The 17674-nt window shown below is 49.2% G+C and carries 17 protein-coding genes; 9 read left to right on the top strand and 8 right to left on the bottom strand.

The window, feature by feature from the left end:
* Nucleotides 1-348: 348 nt before the first annotated feature.
* Nucleotides 349-2394 (top strand): elongation factor G, encoded by a 2046-nt coding sequence (locus tag NDA06_RS00410; protein WP_190986340.1) that lies wholly within the window; start codon nt 349-351, stop codon nt 2392-2394.
* Between the two features lie 99 nt (nt 2395-2493).
* On the top strand, nt 2494-2682 hold the full coding sequence (locus tag NDA06_RS00405; RefSeq protein ID WP_190430219.1) for a DDE transposase family protein: 189 nt from the start codon (nt 2494-2496) through the stop codon (nt 2680-2682).
* Between the two features lie 49 nt (nt 2683-2731).
* Here NDA06_RS00405 and ctpC read toward each other — a convergent pair whose 3' ends face one another.
* From ctpC to NDA06_RS00385, 4 genes are all read right to left on the bottom strand, one after another.
* Complete coding sequence (gene ctpC / locus NDA06_RS00400; RefSeq protein ID WP_190410985.1) at nt 2732-4015, bottom strand: carboxyl-terminal processing protease CtpC; 1284 nt, start codon at nt 4013-4015, stop codon at nt 2732-2734.
* Nucleotides 4016-4271: 256 nt separating this feature from the next.
* Nucleotides 4272-5498 carry a (E)-4-hydroxy-3-methylbut-2-enyl-diphosphate synthase gene (ispG, locus tag NDA06_RS00395; protein ID WP_190986339.1) on the bottom strand — a complete coding sequence of 409 codons (1227 nt, stop codon included), beginning with the start codon at nt 5496-5498 and terminating at the stop codon, nt 4272-4274.
* 411 nt (nt 5499-5909) lie between these two features.
* On the bottom strand, nt 5910-7355 hold the full coding sequence (locus tag NDA06_RS00390) for a phosphoglucomutase/phosphomannomutase family protein (protein WP_190529823.1): 1446 nt from the start codon (nt 7353-7355) through the stop codon (nt 5910-5912).
* Between the two features lie 148 nt (nt 7356-7503).
* Complete coding sequence (locus NDA06_RS00385) at nt 7504-7863, bottom strand: hypothetical protein (protein ID WP_190411053.1); 360 nt, start codon at nt 7861-7863, stop codon at nt 7504-7506.
* A gap of 241 nt (nt 7864-8104) precedes the next feature.
* On the opposite strand from NDA06_RS00385, the gene NDA06_RS00380 reads away from it, so the two are divergent.
* From NDA06_RS00380 to psaI, 7 genes are all read left to right on the top strand, one after another.
* Nucleotides 8105-8944 carry a photosystem II manganese-stabilizing polypeptide gene (locus NDA06_RS00380; protein WP_190410988.1) on the top strand — a complete coding sequence of 280 codons (840 nt, stop codon included), beginning with the start codon at nt 8105-8107 and terminating at the stop codon, nt 8942-8944.
* Between the two features lie 417 nt (nt 8945-9361).
* The gene (locus tag NDA06_RS00375) at nt 9362-10138 is read left to right on the top strand and encodes an RNA polymerase sigma factor SigF (protein WP_190410989.1); all 777 of its coding nucleotides are present in this window, start codon (nt 9362-9364) and stop codon (nt 10136-10138) included.
* A 211-nt stretch (nt 10139-10349) separates the two neighbouring features.
* A complete protein-coding gene (locus tag NDA06_RS00370) occupies nt 10350-11315 on the top strand; it encodes a hypothetical protein (protein ID WP_190986338.1) in 966 nt (321 codons plus the stop codon).
* A gap of 39 nt (nt 11316-11354) precedes the next feature.
* Complete coding sequence (locus NDA06_RS00365) at nt 11355-11636, top strand: hypothetical protein (RefSeq protein WP_190986337.1); 282 nt, start codon at nt 11355-11357, stop codon at nt 11634-11636.
* Between the two features lie 153 nt (nt 11637-11789).
* Nucleotides 11790-13073, top strand: coding sequence for a histidine--tRNA ligase (hisS, locus tag NDA06_RS00360; RefSeq protein WP_190986336.1), 1284 nt, complete (start codon nt 11790-11792; stop codon nt 13071-13073).
* A 122-nt stretch (nt 13074-13195) separates the two neighbouring features.
* Nucleotides 13196-16267 carry a hypothetical protein gene (locus tag NDA06_RS00355; protein WP_199324151.1) on the top strand — a complete coding sequence of 1024 codons (3072 nt, stop codon included), beginning with the start codon at nt 13196-13198 and terminating at the stop codon, nt 16265-16267.
* Nucleotides 16268-16362: 95 nt separating this feature from the next.
* Nucleotides 16363-16479, top strand: coding sequence for a photosystem I reaction center subunit VIII (gene psaI, locus NDA06_RS00350; RefSeq protein ID WP_190410993.1), 117 nt, complete (start codon nt 16363-16365; stop codon nt 16477-16479).
* A 117-nt stretch (nt 16480-16596) separates the two neighbouring features.
* On the opposite strand, the gene NDA06_RS00345 is transcribed toward psaI, so the two are convergent.
* The 4 genes from NDA06_RS00345 to psbE form a co-directional block, all read right to left on the bottom strand.
* Complete coding sequence (locus NDA06_RS00345) at nt 16597-16716, bottom strand: photosystem II reaction center protein J (RefSeq protein ID WP_190410994.1); 120 nt, start codon at nt 16714-16716, stop codon at nt 16597-16599.
* A 47-nt stretch (nt 16717-16763) separates the two neighbouring features.
* Entirely contained in the window at nt 16764-16886 is a 123-nt protein-coding gene (locus tag NDA06_RS00340) for a photosystem II reaction center protein L (RefSeq protein ID WP_190410995.1), read from the bottom strand.
* Nucleotides 16887-16899: 13 nt separating this feature from the next.
* Complete coding sequence (psbF, locus tag NDA06_RS00335) at nt 16900-17034, bottom strand: cytochrome b559 subunit beta (RefSeq protein ID WP_190410996.1); 135 nt, start codon at nt 17032-17034, stop codon at nt 16900-16902.
* 369 nt (nt 17035-17403) lie between these two features.
* Complete coding sequence (gene psbE, locus NDA06_RS00330; protein ID WP_190410997.1) at nt 17404-17649, bottom strand: cytochrome b559 subunit alpha; 246 nt, start codon at nt 17647-17649, stop codon at nt 17404-17406.
* Nucleotides 17650-17674: the final 25 nt, after the last annotated feature.

Below are 17674 nucleotides of genomic sequence, written 5' to 3'. Positions count from 1 at the left end.
CACCTCTTTACAATTGTTACGTTTGTCGCCACCCATTCAGATTTTCTTCTAACAAATTTGCGGTTATTTGTTGCATATATTCATAAAATTTATAGCTAATTAATACTGATTCATTCAACTTAAGTTTTTGCTGGGTTTGCTTTAAAAGAAATTGCAATTTCTCAGTCATTGCCCCTAGAACGCGCTAACCTCACATTCAGGGATACAAAATTCCATCTAACTGTTAACAGCGATCGCCATCGGCACGGGAGGGTAAAAATTCTCCGGGAGCTGCCAATGGCATCAATCCCGTATACCCATGCGATCGCTCACATCTCTACATCTTTTTTATTTTGTTGGGGGTGAATCATGAACGAAAAAGTCATGTCCGGGGTACGCAATGTTGCAATTGTTGGCCCCTATTTAAGTGGCAAAACTACGTTACTGGAAAGTTTGCTTTTCGTCACGGGTGCGATTTCCCGCAAAGGTCGCACTTCAGACGGTAACACGGTGGGAGATAGTTCCCAAGAGGCACGCGATCGCCACATGAGCGTGGAAGTATCAACTGCCAGCACCGACTACGACAGTGTCCGCTTCACCTTTGTCGATTGTCCCGGATCGGTTGAATTTGCTCAAGAAACCTACAATGCTCTGATTGGCGTCGATGCAGCAATTGTCGTGTGCGAACCCGTAAGCGATCGCGTCATGACTCTCGCGCCTCTATTTAAATTCCTCGACGACTGGGAAATTCCGCACCTAGTCTTCATCAACAAAATGGATCGGGCGAACAACAACTTCATGGACGTGCTGCACGCCCTAAAAACAGTCTCCAGTCGCCCCGTGATCCCACACCAGTATCCCATTGGTCAAGGCGAACAGCTCAGCGGCTTTATCGACCTGGTGAGCGAACAAGCTTATCACTACCATCCTGGTGCCGCCGCCGACCCGGTGCCGATGCCAGATAACCTCAAAGAGCAGGAACAAGCCGCCCGTGCCGAAATGCTGGAGGAATTGGCAAATTTTGACGACCACCTGCTAGAAGAACTGTTAGAAGAAATTAACCCCCCCCAAGAAGAAATTCTCCAAGACTTGAAGATGGAGTTAGGAGCAGATTTAATCGTGCCTGTATTCCTGGGCGTTGCCGAGCAAGATTACGGAGTGCGACCGCTGTTGGAAGCGTTGTTGCGAGAAGCACCCGACCCATCCACCACTGCCGAACGTCGGGGAATTGTTCTCCATGCCAATGCCCCCCTCGCACAAGCGATTAAAACCTATTACACTCCTCAAGGCGGGAAAATCTCCCTGGTGCGGGTATGGCAGGGCACGTTGACTGATGGAATTGTCCTCAATGGCGTTCGGACTGGTGGCTTGTATCGTCTGATGGGTCAGCAACAACAGCCGCTGACTTCAGCCGAAGCCGGTGAGATTGTCGTCTTGGGACGCTTAGAGGGAATTAAAACAGGCGATACCTTGACCGCTTCCGGCGACCCACTGGCGACCGAACTCCCCAAAGCCGAGCAAATGGCACCCGTTTTTGCGTTAGCGATTACGCCAGAAAAACGCAACGATGAAGTTAAACTCAGCAGCGCCATCACCAAGCTGCTAGAAGAAGACCCCTCCCTGGCTTGGGAACAACACGGAGACACCCACGAAGTCATTCTTTGGGGTCAAGGTGAAATTCATCTGCAAGTTGCCCTCGACCGACTGCGGCGCAAGTACAACCTGCCAATGACGACTCACCTGCCCCGCGTTCCCTACAAAGAAACCATCCGCAAACCCGCATCCTCGATTCACGGGCGCTACAAGCACCAAAGTGGCGGTCACGGACAGTTTGGCGATGTTTATCTGGATATCAAGCCGCTGTCGCGTGGCGAAGGCGTTAACTTCAGTCAAACAATTGTCGGTGGCGTCGTACCGAGACAATATATCCCTGGCGTTGAGACGGGTGTTCGGGAGTATTTGGTACATGGCCCCTTGGGCTTCCCTGTGGTCGATGTAGCGGTGACGCTGACGAATGGTTCTTACCACTCGGTTGATAGTTCCGAACAAGCGTTTAAACAGGCAGCCCGGATTGCGATGCAGGAAGGAATGCCCAAGTGCGAACCAACGCTCCTAGAACCGATTACCGCGATTCAGGCGTGTGCCCCAGCCGAATTTACCTCTAAGGTTCTTCAGCTAGTCAGCGGACGTCGGGGACAAATTCTCGGCTACGAAGGGAAGTCGGATTGGCCCGGTTGGGATTGCATTTCTGCTTACTTACCCCAAGCAGAGATGCACAACTTTATTGTGGAATTGCGATCGCTTACAATGGGCGTCGGCTTCTTTCACTGGAAGTACGACCATCTCCAAGAAGTTCCAGACAAGCTGGTTGAACGCGCGATCGCAACTTCTGGAAACGGCAACGGCGCACATTAACTAGAAAAGTTATGAGTTTTGAATTTTGAATGAATTGCTCATCATTCAAAACTCATCACTAAGCTACTCTTCAAGGCGTTTTTTGCAAATCTTCACCGAATGACTGCTACACAAATCTGGTATATTGTCAAGCGCCAAGAAGGAAAATGCGAAATCCTCTCCAGCGAACAAGTCGAAGGAGAGGATAAATCAGCTTTTGTGGAACGATGGGGACCATTTGATTCTCAAGCGGAAGCGATCGCTCGTCGCGTCGGCTTAATTCGCGCTGGAAAGTGCCAACCCCAATAAGTTATGAGTTTTGAGTTTGGAATTTTAACTCAAAACTCATAACTCAAAACTATTTCTGCGCCTGGTTCCCTCGCTGGGCGGCAATCCTCTGATTCAGCACTTCCAGCGCTTTAGCGTATTGAGGATCGTCAGCACTGCCGATTTTATTGCGATCGGCTTGCAATGCCTTGCGCTGCTCTTCCGTCATTTCCAGCACCACATCTGGCTTGATCCCCGCCTGATTAATATCGCGCCCGTTGGGAGTGAAATACTTAGCGATCGTCACCGCTAGTCCCGAACCATCCCCCAGCCCCCGCACCGATTGCACCAAGCCTTTACCAAAGGTTTTTGTCCCTACCAAAACAGCTCGCTTGTTATCCTGCAACGCCCCAGAGAGGATTTCACTAGCACTCGCCGAGCCGCCATCTACCAACACCACCAACGGTTTATCTGTGAGGGCGCGATTATTCGCTTTCTCTCGCTCCCTTTCGCCCTGACGATCCACCGTTGAGACAATTGTGCCGTCTTTTAACCACATCTGGGCAATTTCAATACTGGCGTAGAGTAATCCACCTGGATTAGAACGCAGATCCAGAATGTAGCCATTTACCTTCTGCCGTTCTAAACCCTTAATCGCATCTGCCATTTCCTTAGCAGCATTGGCGCTAAACTGATTCAGGCGAATGTAGCCTATCTCACCCGTAGGACTGTTCTGCTTGCTAGAGCGCACCGGATGGATTTCAATCCGCGCTCGTTTCAGAGGAAATACTAATTCCTTTTCGCCCCGCTGAATGGTCAAGGTTACTTGCGTTCCTGGTTGTCCTCGGATCAGGCGCACAGCATCATTGACATCCATGCCCTCGGTACTCTTGCCATCAATTTTAGTGATAGTGTCCTTTGCCAGAACACCAGCCTTAGACGCTGGTGTATCTTCAATTGGCGCAATAACCGTTAGCTTTTTCGATTTCTCATCTTGAGCGAGTTGAATGCCAACGCCAGTTAATTCCCCAGAAGTATCAATCTGCATGCTCTTGAACTCTTCCGGGTCCATGAAGCGGGTGTAGGGATCGTTCAGCTTTTTCAGCATCTCCCGGATCGCCTCATAGGCTTCCTTCTTGCTGGGGTAAGACCGATTCAGGTAGTCTTTACGAACTGACCGCCAATTGACTTTATTAAAGGTGCCATCTACGTAACTGCGGTCAATAATCTGCCATACTTCATCTACAAGTTCCTTGGGACTTTCACGAAAAAAAGCCTGACCTTGAGACAGATGAATACCAGCGCCCGTAACAGCAACAGTCGATAAAACCAGTGCTGTCGCACCGAGAACGAGCCCGCGTTTTGTAATTACCATGATCCTTTCTGAGCCGGGGGGAAACTACTGCCAAGGAATTACGCTAACTCTAGCACAGGCCATATATGGAAGCCGGAGAGCGCAATTATTTATCCAGCTGCACTAAGTGCAAGTCCGGAAGTAGAGAGTTTTGAGTTTTGAGCTGTAAAAACGCGATTTCTCGCGATTGAGTTTTAAATTAATGCTTTCCTCAACACTTATTATTTTGTGAGTTTTGAATTAACTTTTGTCTCGACACTCACCACTCAGCACTTACTTAAGGATCGACCCAACGTCCATCTGCCTTAATTAAATTAATCAACTCTTCAACTCCTTGAGACTCTGGCACTTTTTTGATTTCTTCTCTGCCACGATACAGAGAGATGTAACCGGGCTGTTTACCAACATAACCATAGTCGGCATCCGCCATTTCTCCGGGACCATTGACAATACATCCCATGACTGCTATGTCCAGACCTGTAAGATGTTTGGTGGCTTCCCGCACTTCGTGCAGCACTTCTTCTAGATTAAACAATGTCCGCCCACATGAGGGGCAGGCGACATATTCCACCATCGTTTTCCGCAATCCCAGAGCTTGCAGAATGCTGTAGCAAACGGGAATCTCCTTTTCCGGTGCTTCAGTGATTGAGACTCGAATCGTATCGCCAATCCCATCAGCAAGCAGAGGCGCAATGCCTGCGGTAGACTTAATCCGTCCGTATTCGCCATCACCCGCTTCAGTGACGCCCAAATGCAAGGGATAATCCATGCCTAGCGCATCCATCCGCTGTGCCATCAGACGATAAGCGGCTAACATCACTGGCACCCGCGAGGCTTTCAGAGAAATTACCAGGTTCCGGAAGTCGAGAGATTCACAAATTTTGATAAATTCTAGGGCAGATTCCACCATCCCTTCGGGGGTGTCGCCGTAGGAAAACAGCATTCTTTCAGCAAGAGAACCGTGATTTACCCCGATTCGCATTGCCTTACCCTGATCTCGCAAGGAAACTACCAGGGGTTCTAAAGTTTCGCGGATTTTTTCGCCAATTTCATCAAATTCAGCTTGGGTATATTCCGTTCTATCCGCTTTTGGCTTTTCAAATACATACAACCCTGGATTAATCCGCACCTTATCAACGTGCTTGGCAACTTCCAAGGCAATCTTCATGCCGTTGTGATGCACATCAGCGACCAGGGGCACTGGTTGATAGGTTTGAGCTAATTTATGCTTGATTTGTGCTAAAGCTTTGGCATGACCGATACTTGGCACGGTAACGCGGACAATTTCGCAGCCAATCTCGTGCAGGCGGCGAATTCCGGCAACCGACCCATCAATATCAAGCGTGTCTTCATTAATCATCGACTGCACTACCACTGGGTAGTTGCCGCCAATCGTGACATTTCCCACCTTGACGGGACGAGTTTTGCGCCGCTTGATAGTGGTTTCAAAGGAGGGTTGACTGGAAGATGCACTGGTAGTGCTTGGATTGGGCAGGGTTTGCATAACCTTTTCTTTAATTTTGGCTTTCCTCTCTGTTTCTCAGATTGCCACAGAAAGGAGCAAATTTGGCTAAGTCCGTTTTTATCTGTTTATATCTGTTTAGTAGTAAGGAGGGATATTGTCAGCAGCAAGCCAACCGTTTTGACAGTCTCTATATCAGTGCTAAAATATACAACTTATATCCGTCTTTATATTGAATAGGAAAACCAAGACTTATATAAGCAAATGATGCAATTCTTTGGCATTCTGCATTCCTAATCATGAACCAAAAGGAGTGTTTAAAGTGTCTGGTTTACTTAGCATTGAAATATTATTTTTGCTTATTCAAAAAAAGGAATCGGCTCAAGCTTGAGCCGATTCCTTTTTGTTGCGAAACTACGGGCATTGGGTACCGAGCTAGATACTTTGTAGGGTTTAAACTGAATTCGCCCACTTGTTCGCCCACTCTAAGGTGTGATGAACTTGTTTCAGCGTTGGCGCTTCGCAGTACAACCGCAAAACGGGTTCGGTTCCGCTGAAGCGAATCATCAACCAACTATCATCGGCTAACCGGAACTTATAACCATCAATCGTTAGGCAATCAATTACCGACCGACCGGCAATCTCAGTTAAGGGTGTATTTTGTAATTGTTCTAGCAGGCGCGATCGCACTTCCATACTCGCTAATGGTAGGTCAATGCGGTCGTAGGCAGAATGAAAGCCAGTTTTCTCCTGCAAGCGCTGGTAAAGATCGCTGAGATCCATTCCTGATTGCGCGATCGCTTCTAGCAGATACAGCGCTGACAACAGCCCATCCCGTTCTGGAATATGATTGCCGTAGCCAATCCCTCCCGACTCTTCACCACCGACTAACACCTGAGTCGTTAGCATCCGGTCGGCGATGTACTTGTATCCAATAGGCGTCTCATATACTGGCAGATTGTACAGGGAGGCAACGCGGGGAAACAAGTCGGAACCACTCACTGTTTTAACGACTTCGCCCGTCAATCCCCGCCGAGAGGCCATGTGTTCGATCAAAATCGGGATGAGAATTTGGGAACTGAGGAAATTTCCCTGTCCATCGACAGCAGCAATGCGATCGCTATCTCCATCAAACACAAACCCCACTGCTAACCCATCACCGCTGCGGCGTCGGTGAGTCCGCATCTGCCGAAACATCTGGGAAAGGTAACGCGGCAAAGGTTCCGGCGCACTTCCACCAAATAAAGGATCTCGGGAACTATTAATTTCCTGAATTGGCGTTTGCAGCAGTTGTTCTAGTCCTGTCGCAGCAGCACCGTGCATCACATCAGCAAAGACAGCAAGCTTATGTTGGGCGATCGCATCCTGAATGCAAGCAATATCGACTTTCGCCCGTAGTGCTTCGCAGTAATTGGGCCACGGGTCGAACATCTCGAAGCTTCCCGCCATCGTCGAGTCAGGTGACGGTTCCTTCTCTAACAACGCTTCAATCTGCTGAGTAATTTCCGGGGGTACCGATCCTCCAAATGCACCCTTGACTTTTAACCCTAAATATGAGCCGGGATTGTGACTAGCGGTTATCACCAAAGCTCCCAAAGCTCTCCGTTGATAAGCCGCCCAGCTGAATGCCGGTGTGGGGGCATAACTACTGCTCAGCAGCACCTCAAATCCGGCTGCTTGCACGACTTGGGCCGCTTTACGGGCGAACGTTTCCGCCATAAAGCGCCGGTCATAACCCACAATAATTGTGCGGCTACCCGTCGTCTCGCCATAGACATTTGCCAGGACTTGTGCCGCCAACGGTGCTACCAAAGCCACCCGCTCAAACGTAAAGTCTGCGGCGATGATGCCTCGCCAGCCATCTGTACCAAACTTAATCGGATTAACAGCAACCGGCATAAATTAAGCAGGGGGTTAGTGTTCAGAGATTGCATTAATAATCTGGAGGATCTTAGCATTTGTTGTACTCTATAGCCCAATAAAGATTGACAACTTCACACGCCTAGAGCCACGCCAGTGAAAGAGTTTTGCCTTCAACCGTGTAACTTCAACCAGGCTGAGGTGGGTGAGTTTCTGACTCCAGTGGTAGAGGGTGTGAAGAATTGGGCGATTCTGCGGCTGAGAGCTTTTCCAACAGCGATCGCACCTTCATGCGCTCAATATAGGGCCAGCCGCCTTCTTCTTCCATATCCTTCAGCAGGGCATATAGAGCCTGACGATTATCCGGTAAAGACGCTTGAAACACAGTATCTCGAATCTCACGATGCCAACTTTCTAACGCCCGCAGCAACGCCAACAGAGCCAGAGTATCCCCCTGGCAAGTCTGTGCCAAAGCGCGAACAGAAGTAGCGATCGCTTGCAGTTCCGGCTTCAAAAGCCCCAATTCTAAATTCTGATCGCTGTTCACGCCATCCCCTTTACTCCGTTTGATCAACTCAACTTTAACCGAGTCTTTCACTGACTGGAATGGTCAATTTACACTGAGCTTCAGGATAAAGGCAACACAAAGCCTTGTAAAATTCACTGTAGAGATTCTGAGCCGAACCATTCCGAGCCTGATTAAGAATTTCACTTTTGTCTGTTGTAACTTAAGCCCAATATCAGATTCTACTGGTAGGGATTCCTAGATTAAATATTTGAGGTTGACCATGAGGTATCGCGCTTTCATTGTTGCCTTCCTAGCTTTGTGCTTGGGAGTATTAACTGCTTGTAGTGAAGGTCCAGCAGCTGCGACCAGTGTTCCCACTCCACTCACTTACGACCAAATTCGAGGTACCGGGCTTGCGAATAACTGCCCGCAACTGTCAGAAACGACACGCGGTGCCATTCCCATTCAGCCTGGACAGTCGTATGCTTTGACGAATCTGTGCCTACAGCCAACCAGCTTCTTTGTCAAAGAAGAATCTACAAACAAACGTCAATCCGCCCAATTCGTTCAGGGTAAGTTGTTGACCCGGTTTACTTCTAGCATCGACCAGGTGCTGGGTAAATTGCAAGTTGATCAAGATCGTCGTTTGACCTTTATTGAACAGGATGGTCTCGACTTCCAAGCCATTACCGTCCAGCTACCGGGTGGTGAGCGAGTACCCTTTCTATTCACGATCAAAAATCTGGTTGCCAAAAGCCAGCCAGGAATGGACAGTATTAACACCTCGACTGACTTTGAAGGCGAATTTAACGTTCCCTCCTATCGGGGAGCAGCTTTCCTCGATCCCAAGGGTCGCGGTGTTGTCACTGGTTATGACAATGCAGTAGCACTCCCCAGTCAAGCCGATCAGGAAGCACTGACACGTGCCAATGTGAAGCGTGCTGAAACCCTTAAGGGCGAAATTTCTCTCCAAGTCGCTAAAGTGGATAACGCCACAGGTGAAATTGCCGGTACGTTTGAGAGCGAACAGCCATCCGATACCGATCTAGGCGCTGGCGAAGCTAAGGAAGTGAAAATTCGCGGCATTTTCTATGCTCGGATTTCACCAGATCAGGCTTAAATCTGCTCGTTAGCACCGAGCCACGCGGCTTGGCTTTGCTTGCAGGTGAGGAAAAGGGGTTTGGAACCCCTTTTTTCTTTTCTTTAGCAAGGTCAGCATCTGCTGTTTAATCCTTCTGCCTACACTCCGCAATCATGTGAGTGATTCCCACAAGAGAGTTTCTCGGTGAAAATGCTGTTGTAATTGACCAGGTTCAGAGAATAAACTGAATTTTGAAGCGAGGAAAAGAAAGCAACTTATCGCAATTTGGGGAAAAAGCTACATTCCTGGGCGTTTCCCCAACTGCATTTGTTCGCTTTCCGGCTTAAAGTTTTGTTATCGCAACCTATGTTTAGTATCACAGCACCCACTTCAAAAACAGAATATAACTGAAACAAACGTTTTTAACCGGGCCACTCTACCAACTGAACTTCGTATATGTATAGCACTGCCACTCCTGAACTGAAGCATGAAAGCTTACGGCTGTTGCGAGAGTACCAGCAAAATCGTTTAGATACTGTTCGCAATCAGCTGGTAAAACTGAATTTTGGATTGGTGAGAAAAGAAGCACATCACTGGACTAATCAATGTACAGAAAGTTACGAAGACTTGCTTCAAGTCGGCTGTTTAGGCTTAATTCGAGCAATTGAGCGCTTTGACTTGTCCAAGGGTCACGCCTTCAGTTCCTTTGCTATCCCCTACATTCGCGGAGAAATTCAGCACTATTTACGGGATAAAGGCGGCTCATTCCGCATTCCTCGGCGTTGGGAAGCACTGCACTATCAGGCAGTTTCTTTGACGCGGTATTTCCAGCAGAAGTACAACCGACCTCCTACCGATTCAGAGGTGGCAGCAAAGCTAGAAATTTCACAGGCAGAATGGCAGGAAATCAAGTTGGCCTTTCAAAACCGCGAACTTGTAAGTTTAGATGTACCCCTAGGGGATGGTTCGGAAGGTGAAACTTGCTTAGGTGAAATCGTCCCAGACCCGCAGTATCGGAGTTTTCAGTTAGCGCAAGAAGACCAGCTTCGCCTGCAACAAGCTTTAGTTCAGCTAGAAAAGCGAACCCGCGAAATCTTGGAATTTGTTTTCTTACACGACTTAACGCAAAAAGAAGTTGCAGAACGCTTAGATATCAGTGTTGTGACCGTTTCTCGACGGGTAAAAAAGGGACTGGATGCACTGAAAAAGTCAATGGTAGGGATTGACGATTGATTCTTCCCACAACCGGAAACTGAGATTCCCGATTCCTGGAAGATAAGGAACACAAACGCGATGAATCGATCTCTGTCCACTAAACTGAATATATAGATGGGTGTTTTTGCACACATTTAATAAAATAAATTATCCGCATATATTTAGAACTGTTGAAAGCAAACAGGGAATTTCTATGGGCGGATGCAGGTAAAGCTCTGGGAGACTGGTCATGCGTCAACATTCATGGATTGCGTTGTTGGGAATACTTGCTGTGTTAGCGGGTGGATGTTCACAGGGAGAGGATACGGCTGTAGCTCCTAGCCCTAGCACTGTTCCAGTTCCCGCTCCGTCTGTTTCACCAACAGCCCCGCCATTTACCGAGCCTCCGACAGTTACCCCAAAACCGCCCCTTCCTGGGCTTTCTGGCTTGATTCCATCTACGAACTCTGATGCACGCCTGCGAGAAATTCAGAAAGGGCGGCAAGATCCGTTTGCACTTGTTCCCCTGAAACCAATTGTGGAAGTGACACCAAACGAGACGGGTTCGGGTTCGCCTCCCCCTCCGTTTCCGGCTCCTGGTGTAGCTCCTCCTCAGGGTTTGACTCCTGGGCGTCGAGTGATTCCCGTACCGCCACCTCTGCCCCCTGTCAGACCTCCCAGAACGAATGGAGGCGGAGGCAATATTCGCAGTCAAGGGAGTCCAAACGGAGGGAGGACGATACCACGCGCTCCCGCTCCCAGTAGGCCAAATGGGGTGCCTCCGCGTGGGAGAAACACTACACCTCCAGGGAACAGAAACCGTGTAGCTCCAATCCCGATTGCTACGGCTCCTCGGATTCCGGCTCCCGCGCCACTTCTACCCAAACTGCCACCGCTACCAGAACCAAACTTGGCAAGAAGTGTAGAAGTCACAGGAGTGGTTCAGGTGGGGGGTGAACCTCAGGCAATTGTGAGGGTACCAAACGAGCCAAGTCGCTACGTTGGAGTGGGACAGCGCTTATCTAATGGACAGGTGCTAGTCAAGCGGATTGAAGTCAATAATGGTGCTAGTCCGGTAGTGATTCTGGAGCAATACGGCAGAGAAGTTGCCAGACGGGTTGGGGAAAAACCAATTGCAACGCCCGATCAACCCGGTACACCGACGGCTGTTGCTCCTACTAACCAGCCAGGAATCAATGGCTCTCCTCAAGCTTAAAACAAGTACCACGATTCAGTTGTTGTAGGAGTTGAAAGGGTGCAGACTACTGGAGGAGAAAACCTGCGGTATGAAATTCGCTTCCCTGGGTTACCCTTAGCGGTATATCGGGAAATTTCTGCCCATTTGCGTCAGGTGGGAGGGGTAGACACAGGTTTGGTTCCCCAGCCTTCGGGGCAATCGTTCGACTATTATCAAAGCCAAGTTGGCGGCTTGTGGATCCAGTATGCAGAAGATGCCGATTCCTTGAGTCGCCAATGGGTCAGGCAGATTTTGGACTACTATAGTCAGCGCTATTGTCCTTGGGAGGAAAACCAATAAATTTTGGATTTTAGATGGGATTGAATCTAAAATCTTCAGTGTCATGAAGTTTTCGCCATTGCAATGACCTAACCCCCAATCCCCGAAGGGGGTAAAGTGAAAATCCTGGGGGTGAAAAACTCATGACACTCACTAAAATCTAAAATCTAAACAATGGGAAGCATTCAAGCGATACGGGGAACGCGGGATATTCTGCCCGAAGAAGTCGGTTACTGGCAATGGGTAGAATCGGTCGCACGGGATATTCTAAGCAGAGCGGCTTATCAAGAAATTCGCACCCCGATTTTTGAGCTGACGACGCTTTTTGAGCGCGGGATTGGCGAAACCACAGATGTGGTAGGGAAGGAAATGTATACCTTCAAGAGTCGGGGGGAAAATCCCTATTCCATGACCTTAAGACCGGAGGGAACGGCTGGGGTTGTGCGCTCTTATATTGAACACGCTCTTGATGTCAAAAGTGGGATTCAGCGCCTCTGGTATTTGGGGCCGATGTTTCGTTACGAAGCTCCCCAGAAGGGACGACAGCGGCAATTTCACCAGCTGGGTGTAGAGGTGTTGGGGACTGCCGATTCGAGGGCAGATGCAGAGGCGATCGCGATCGCGACCGATATTCTGCAAACCCTCGGTCTAAAAAATCTCCGCATGGATATTAACTCAGTAGGAAATCCTGAAGATCGACAGCGTTACCGGCAAGCACTGGTAGATTACCTGATTCCCTACAAAGAAGAGTTGGACTCGGATTCGCAGGTACGGCTGAGTCGCAATCCATTACGGATACTGGATAGTAAGGATCGGCGGACGCAAGAAATTGTTCAAGATGCTCCCAGTATCTTGGATTATCTGAGTTCAGATTCTTGTCGCTATTTTGAGCAAATCCAAGCACGTCTGGCTGATTTGGGGATTGCCTACCAACTCAATCCGCGTCTGGTGCGCGGTCTGGATTACTACACTCATATTGCCTTTGAAATTATCTCAGACGACCTAGGAGCGCAAGCAACTGTCTGTGGTGGCGGACGCTACGATGGGCTGGTAGCAGAACTAGGGGGACCCAAGACACCAGCAGTGGGTTGGGCAATGGGCTTAGAACGCTTGATCATTCTGCTGCAACAGCTGCAAGAGGCACCCGTCCCGGCGTTGGATTTTTACATTGTTTCCAGAGGCGAGAAAGCAGAATCCCAAGCTTTACAATTGGCTCAAAAATTACGTCAAGCTGGGTTTAGCGTGGATCTAGACCTGAGTGGAAGTGCTTTTAAAAAGCAGTTCGCTAGGGCTGACCGTAGCGGTGCAGTTGCTTGCTTGGTTTTGGGAGAAGAGGAAGCAGAGAACCGAACTGTCAAGCTGAAGTGGATGGCATCGAAAGAGCAGAGTGCGATCGCTCAAAGTGAATTATTAGGAACGATCGAGGAACTGCGGCAGCAGATTAAAGTAAAAAGGTAACAAGAATATGAAGTATGAAGTGTGAAGTTTGGCGTGTAATAATACGTCACACTGTCTTTCAGCCGCGCCTCTAATAACTTCATCCTTTATACTTCATCCTTTATGCTTGCTGCTTGCCTCCTATGGAATACTGGCAATTTCTAATACAACAAGAGGGTGATTCTTCCTGGCTCTCCCTAGAGACGCCAAGTGTGGAAATCCAAGAAGGTCGGTATCGGGTGGTTGCTCACTCCAGCCGTCCCAACACCGAGGTGGAAATTCGCATCACCTATGACAGCACTGAGGAAGTTCCCCCCAAGCGGCGGTTTCAGAAGCGATCGCGCCGCACCAACGCCGAAGGCTTGATGGTGGTCATTCCCTTCACCTATCTCAAGTCGGGGCGCTGGGAGTTGCGCTGCTCTGGCGATATCATGTCAGATTTCCTCGGCAACACTTGGCAGCAGGCAATTCAATTCCAGGTTTTTCCAACCACCCCGGCAGATGCAGATGTCGATTTAGTTGGACACATGCGACCCGTTTGGAGTGCCCAGGTAGGTGTCGCCACCGAAACCGTCCAAGAATCATCCGCAGGTTCTGCCGCTGACCGCCCCGTTAACCCTGCCCCGACAACCACTGAAACGCTCACCGCCGACGTTGACCTTCCGAATCCAGTGCCTCCTTCCCCAGAGGACGAATCAGTGGAGGCGATGACTAATGCTGGGTGGGAAGAAGACGATGATGAAGCAGTCAATGAATTATTCCTCTCTTTCGGGGCATCGGAGTCACAAAGATGGGAGACGGCACTCAACCGCACCCCTCCAAAGGCGGCAGTGCCCGTCAGCCGCCTCGTAGAACACTCGCTACAAATGGTGGACGAAATCTTACAGGAAGTCGTCGATCCCGTCTGGCAAGCGTTTGAGCCGACATCTACGGCTCGTGGAGCTATCCCGCAGAGTGAGTTTTCCCGCGATTCCTTAACCTCTCCCCCTGTCAGTAACTCGTCGGAGCTTTCCTTTGCTGCCGCCGGAAGAAGTTACTCAGCAGAAACTGAGCCACCTGAAATTGATGAAGCACCGATCCGACTGACCCTCGATCGGGAGACGCTGGTCGTGCGTCGAGGAGAGCTGATTGCCTTCAGCGGACAAGTAGAGATTTTAGACAGTTTTAGGGATTTGCATCTTTTGCCGCCAGACGTACTGCGAATTGAAATGCGCGATCCGCAAAACTCACAAATCTTGGTAGATGTCCAGCAGCTGATACCCGAACAGGTGCCGAGTTTTTCTTTTAGCTGTAATTTAGAGCTGCCCGAAAATTGCCAAACCCGTTTGATTTTAGGAGAAGTCACGTTAATCGATGCAGCTGAGACAGTCTTGGTGACTCACGCCTTTACCGTGACAGCCGATTTGGAAGACTTGCTCGATGCGATCGCTCACGATAAACAGCACGCAAATTTATTGAACCCGCCATTAGATTCTCTTTTGGGAGAGACACCCCCGATCGATTCATCTTTCCTCGATCTGGTGGAAACGGCAAAAGATACTCCGCTGCTGCACTTAGAACCTTTACCTAATAAACCCCTACCGGAGCAGATTGCTAAATCCGATCCTGCCATTGCAGCGCTTAAACCCCCGGAACTTCCAGCAATTGCTTCCGATACTGAGGCAACAGGGAACGGGGAGGCAACCGATAGCGATGAGCCTGAGGACATTCTCGCTTTGGGCGATCGCAATACATCAGTGACTTCTGAACCTCCGCCGGTGGTATCCCTCCCCCCGCAACTTTATCGACCCGATCCTGGCAATCCAGTTAATCGATCGCTTAAACTTCCGGTGATTTCTGATGCGATGCCTGCAACCGAGCGCATCGAGAATAGCGACACGTCCGCTCCGAAAGAGGAAGATTTATTTTCTGCACTAAATCCTCCCCAACCTGTTGATGCCCCTCCTGAGGGGGCTGCGCCTGATGTAGAGCAGTTATTTGATAATTTATTGAATCACTTAGCTCAGACTTGGCAGCGTCCAGAGGAACCCGATGGAACAGATGCCAGCGCTGATGCCGATACAGATTTGCATAGTCAGCAGGACGTAGGTGTTGAAGATGCTTCTGATATCGAGGGAGCAGAACACTCCGCCGAACAAAGAGAAGCGCATCCCTCCGCTGACTCCCAAGCATCGCCCTTAGATACGGCTTTTGCGACTCTGAAGCTGCAAGATCGTTTTTTGTCCCGGTTGAACGACCTGGCAACGGATGAGGAATCTTCAGCATGGCTGCAACCGGAAGAGGTACTTGCGACGGAGGAGGAATCTACCGAGGAAGCAGAGCCTTCAGCAGACCTGACCGAGGGCAGCGAAGACACTGACGTTGCCGATGGTGACGTTGCCGATGGTGACGTTGCCGATGGTGACGTTGCCGATGGCACCGAGCCGCAGGGGGAAACGGATGACCGTTTGCCACCAATGCCGACAGACTGGGAACTTGTAGCACTATTGCTTGACCAACAACCTCCCCTCCCAGAGTTGGAGGAAGAATTGGGTGAAGATGGCGGTATTGCCAGCGATGCAACGAACAATTCCCAAGAGGTGGGAGCCGCCTCTAGTCAACTGCCAGCAACTCCGCAGAACCCAGTTGAGATGGCTAAGAACGTTTTATCGATGGCAGAGTCTGCGGTTAACTGGACAGAGCGAGAGATTGTGGTAGACGATGACCCTTCTGAACTCCCTCCCAGCACCAGTGGGCGAGGCGGGTATGGCTCGCGAGAAGCCTCCTCTAGGGGGGTACAACCAGGGCGATCGCGTTTTGCCAATGCGGGGCGGGGGGTTCCCCCAGAACCGCAACCATCGTCGCTGGACGAGGAACCCGTGCCAGAGCCTGAGCTAGTTTTACCCGAAGGCGAACTGATTGCCGGACAACCGTTGGCTGTCCGCCTGACGTTGCGATCTGAGTCCCCCCGGCTCTATGTCAAGCTGTGGGTGCATGACCGCCAAACGCGATCGCTGCTGGATGGCCCCCGGTGGCTAGTCGATTTTATCCCTACTGGTTTAGAATCCCTAGAGGCAACGACTCAACTAACTGTGCCATTTGGGAGCGTAGAAATCCGTTTTGAAGCTGTCACGGTTGATACTTATACCCAACGAGAGAGCCATAAAGTAACTGTTGACCGTATAGTTATTCCCCCAGATTTGCCCAACTGGTCGCTAGATGAGTTTGCGGATTAGGCGCTTGTTAAAAATTTTTATGATTCGGTTTTTGGCTACCAATTCACTGTAAATTCAATTACGAAAGCTGTTTCATTAAAATAGGAAATTTAAAGATGGGAGCTTCATTCTTACCCTCAATCCTAGTGCCTCTAACTGGCTTGATCTTCCCGGCTGTCGCGATGGCCTTCTTGTTTCTTTACATTGAACACGAAGATCCAACAGGAATTTAACTTTAGCTGGGCATTAGTTGGGCAATGGAAAAAACCGCCTGTTCTAGTCAGAGAGGCGGTTTTTTTTGATGATTTGATGAGAGTTCTCTCAAATCTAGTTGATTACCCAGCTTTTCTCTACAAAGAGGAGCCTAGACCAGCGTAGGCACCATAGAAGAAAACACCTAGCACAGCGATCGCGCCCAAACCAGCGACGGTAGCTACAATCCACAACGGGATTCTTCCACTTCCAGACACAGCTTTTCCCTCCTAATTAAACTTAAAAATGATGAAGTCAAGCCCAGTTAGTTAAAGAAATAACTGGAAAACAGGATACCAAGGACAAAAACCAGTAGCAAGCCCAAGTAAAGAGAAGTACGGTTTAACTCAACTGGTTGATTATTGGGATTTGGACTCCGTTCTGGCATAATTAGGTTTCTCCTATCGTTGAATAAATTGCATAGAAGCGATCGCGCCCAAGAAAAAGATTGTTGGGACAGCCAGCGTATGAACCGCTAGCCATCTAACGGTAAAAATGGGATATGAAACTGGCTGATTGGGCGTATTAGTAGTCATGTTTTGCCACCTCTTTTAAACGACTTACTTGTTGACACTCCCAATTCTTTTGATAGAAATGGGACTTTTCGTACCGTAACGGGAAGGCTTTTCCTGCAAAAAGGGCTTCGTAAACCTATATTGAGCCTACTGACCCTTTGAAGTCTCCTCCAACCAGCTAGAGGTGATTCTTTTTCCAAACACTTCCGTATACCTACGGTACTTCACTACCGATGTATCAAACTGGATTCCCGTTCGCTCTTTAGAGCCGAATTGATGCGGTACTTTTAATCCCTTTTTTGCATCAAATCCAGCCAAAATTGCCCCGGCAAGCCTAACACAAATAGGTGCTTTTATTTTCACACCCAGCGATGTCTAGAGACTGCCCGCTTATTTTATAAAATCCTCGATTTGTTGCTTGGATTCAAAGCGATCTTGAACAATCGGCACTTCCTGCCGAGTTTGGGTGTAATACTCGTTGGGGCGGGGTGTCCCAAAGGCATCGTATGCAAGACCTGTGCTAACAAATAGCCAGCCTGCAATAAATAATGCAGGGATGGTGATGCTGTGAATTACCCAGTAACGAACGCTTGTAATAATGTCCGAAAATGGACGCTCTCCAGTTGTACCAGCCATTCAGATTCCTCCTCTGACAACAATT

It is taken from the genome of Trichocoleus sp. ST-U1 (assembly GCF_039961835.1).
GTDB lineage: Bacteria > Cyanobacteriota > Cyanobacteriia > Cyanobacteriales > FACHB-T130 > FACHB-T130.
Note: the sequence above shows the minus strand (reverse complement) of the source record. Positions and strands in the feature narration are given on the sequence as shown.

What these genes read in the sequence shown, in the direction of transcription:
- psbF (WP_190410996.1), bottom strand. Translation starts at nt 17,034, where the DNA reads ATGACTACTAATACGCCCAATCAGCCAGTTTCATATCCCATTTTTACC.
- hisS (WP_190986336.1), top strand. Translation starts at nt 11,790, where the DNA reads ATGGGAAGCATTCAAGCGATACGGGGAACGCGGGATATTCTGCCCGAA.
- NDA06_RS00370 (WP_190986338.1), top strand. Translation starts at nt 10,350, where the DNA reads ATGCGTCAACATTCATGGATTGCGTTGTTGGGAATACTTGCTGTGTTA.
- NDA06_RS00340 (WP_190410995.1), bottom strand. Translation starts at nt 16,886, where the DNA reads ATGCCAGAACGGAGTCCAAATCCCAATAATCAACCAGTTGAGTTAAAC.
- NDA06_RS00380 (WP_190410988.1), top strand. Translation starts at nt 8,105, where the DNA reads ATGAGGTATCGCGCTTTCATTGTTGCCTTCCTAGCTTTGTGCTTGGGA.
- psaI (WP_190410993.1), top strand. Translation starts at nt 16,363, where the DNA reads ATGGGAGCTTCATTCTTACCCTCAATCCTAGTGCCTCTAACTGGCTTG.
- NDA06_RS00375 (WP_190410989.1), top strand. Translation starts at nt 9,362, where the DNA reads ATGTATAGCACTGCCACTCCTGAACTGAAGCATGAAAGCTTACGGCTG.
- NDA06_RS00390 (WP_190529823.1), bottom strand. Translation starts at nt 7,355, where the DNA reads ATGCCGGTTGCTGTTAATCCGATTAAGTTTGGTACAGATGGCTGGCGA.
- NDA06_RS00355 (WP_199324151.1), top strand. Translation starts at nt 13,196, where the DNA reads ATGGAATACTGGCAATTTCTAATACAACAAGAGGGTGATTCTTCCTGG.
- ctpC (WP_190410985.1), bottom strand. Translation starts at nt 4,015, where the DNA reads ATGGTAATTACAAAACGCGGGCTCGTTCTCGGTGCGACAGCACTGGTT.
- NDA06_RS00405 (WP_190430219.1), top strand. Translation starts at nt 2,494, where the DNA reads ATGACTGCTACACAAATCTGGTATATTGTCAAGCGCCAAGAAGGAAAA.
- ispG (WP_190986339.1), bottom strand. Translation starts at nt 5,498, where the DNA reads ATGCAAACCCTGCCCAATCCAAGCACTACCAGTGCATCTTCCAGTCAA.
- NDA06_RS00410 (WP_190986340.1), top strand. Translation starts at nt 349, where the DNA reads ATGAACGAAAAAGTCATGTCCGGGGTACGCAATGTTGCAATTGTTGGC.
- psbE (WP_190410997.1), bottom strand. Translation starts at nt 17,649, where the DNA reads ATGGCTGGTACAACTGGAGAGCGTCCATTTTCGGACATTATTACAAGC.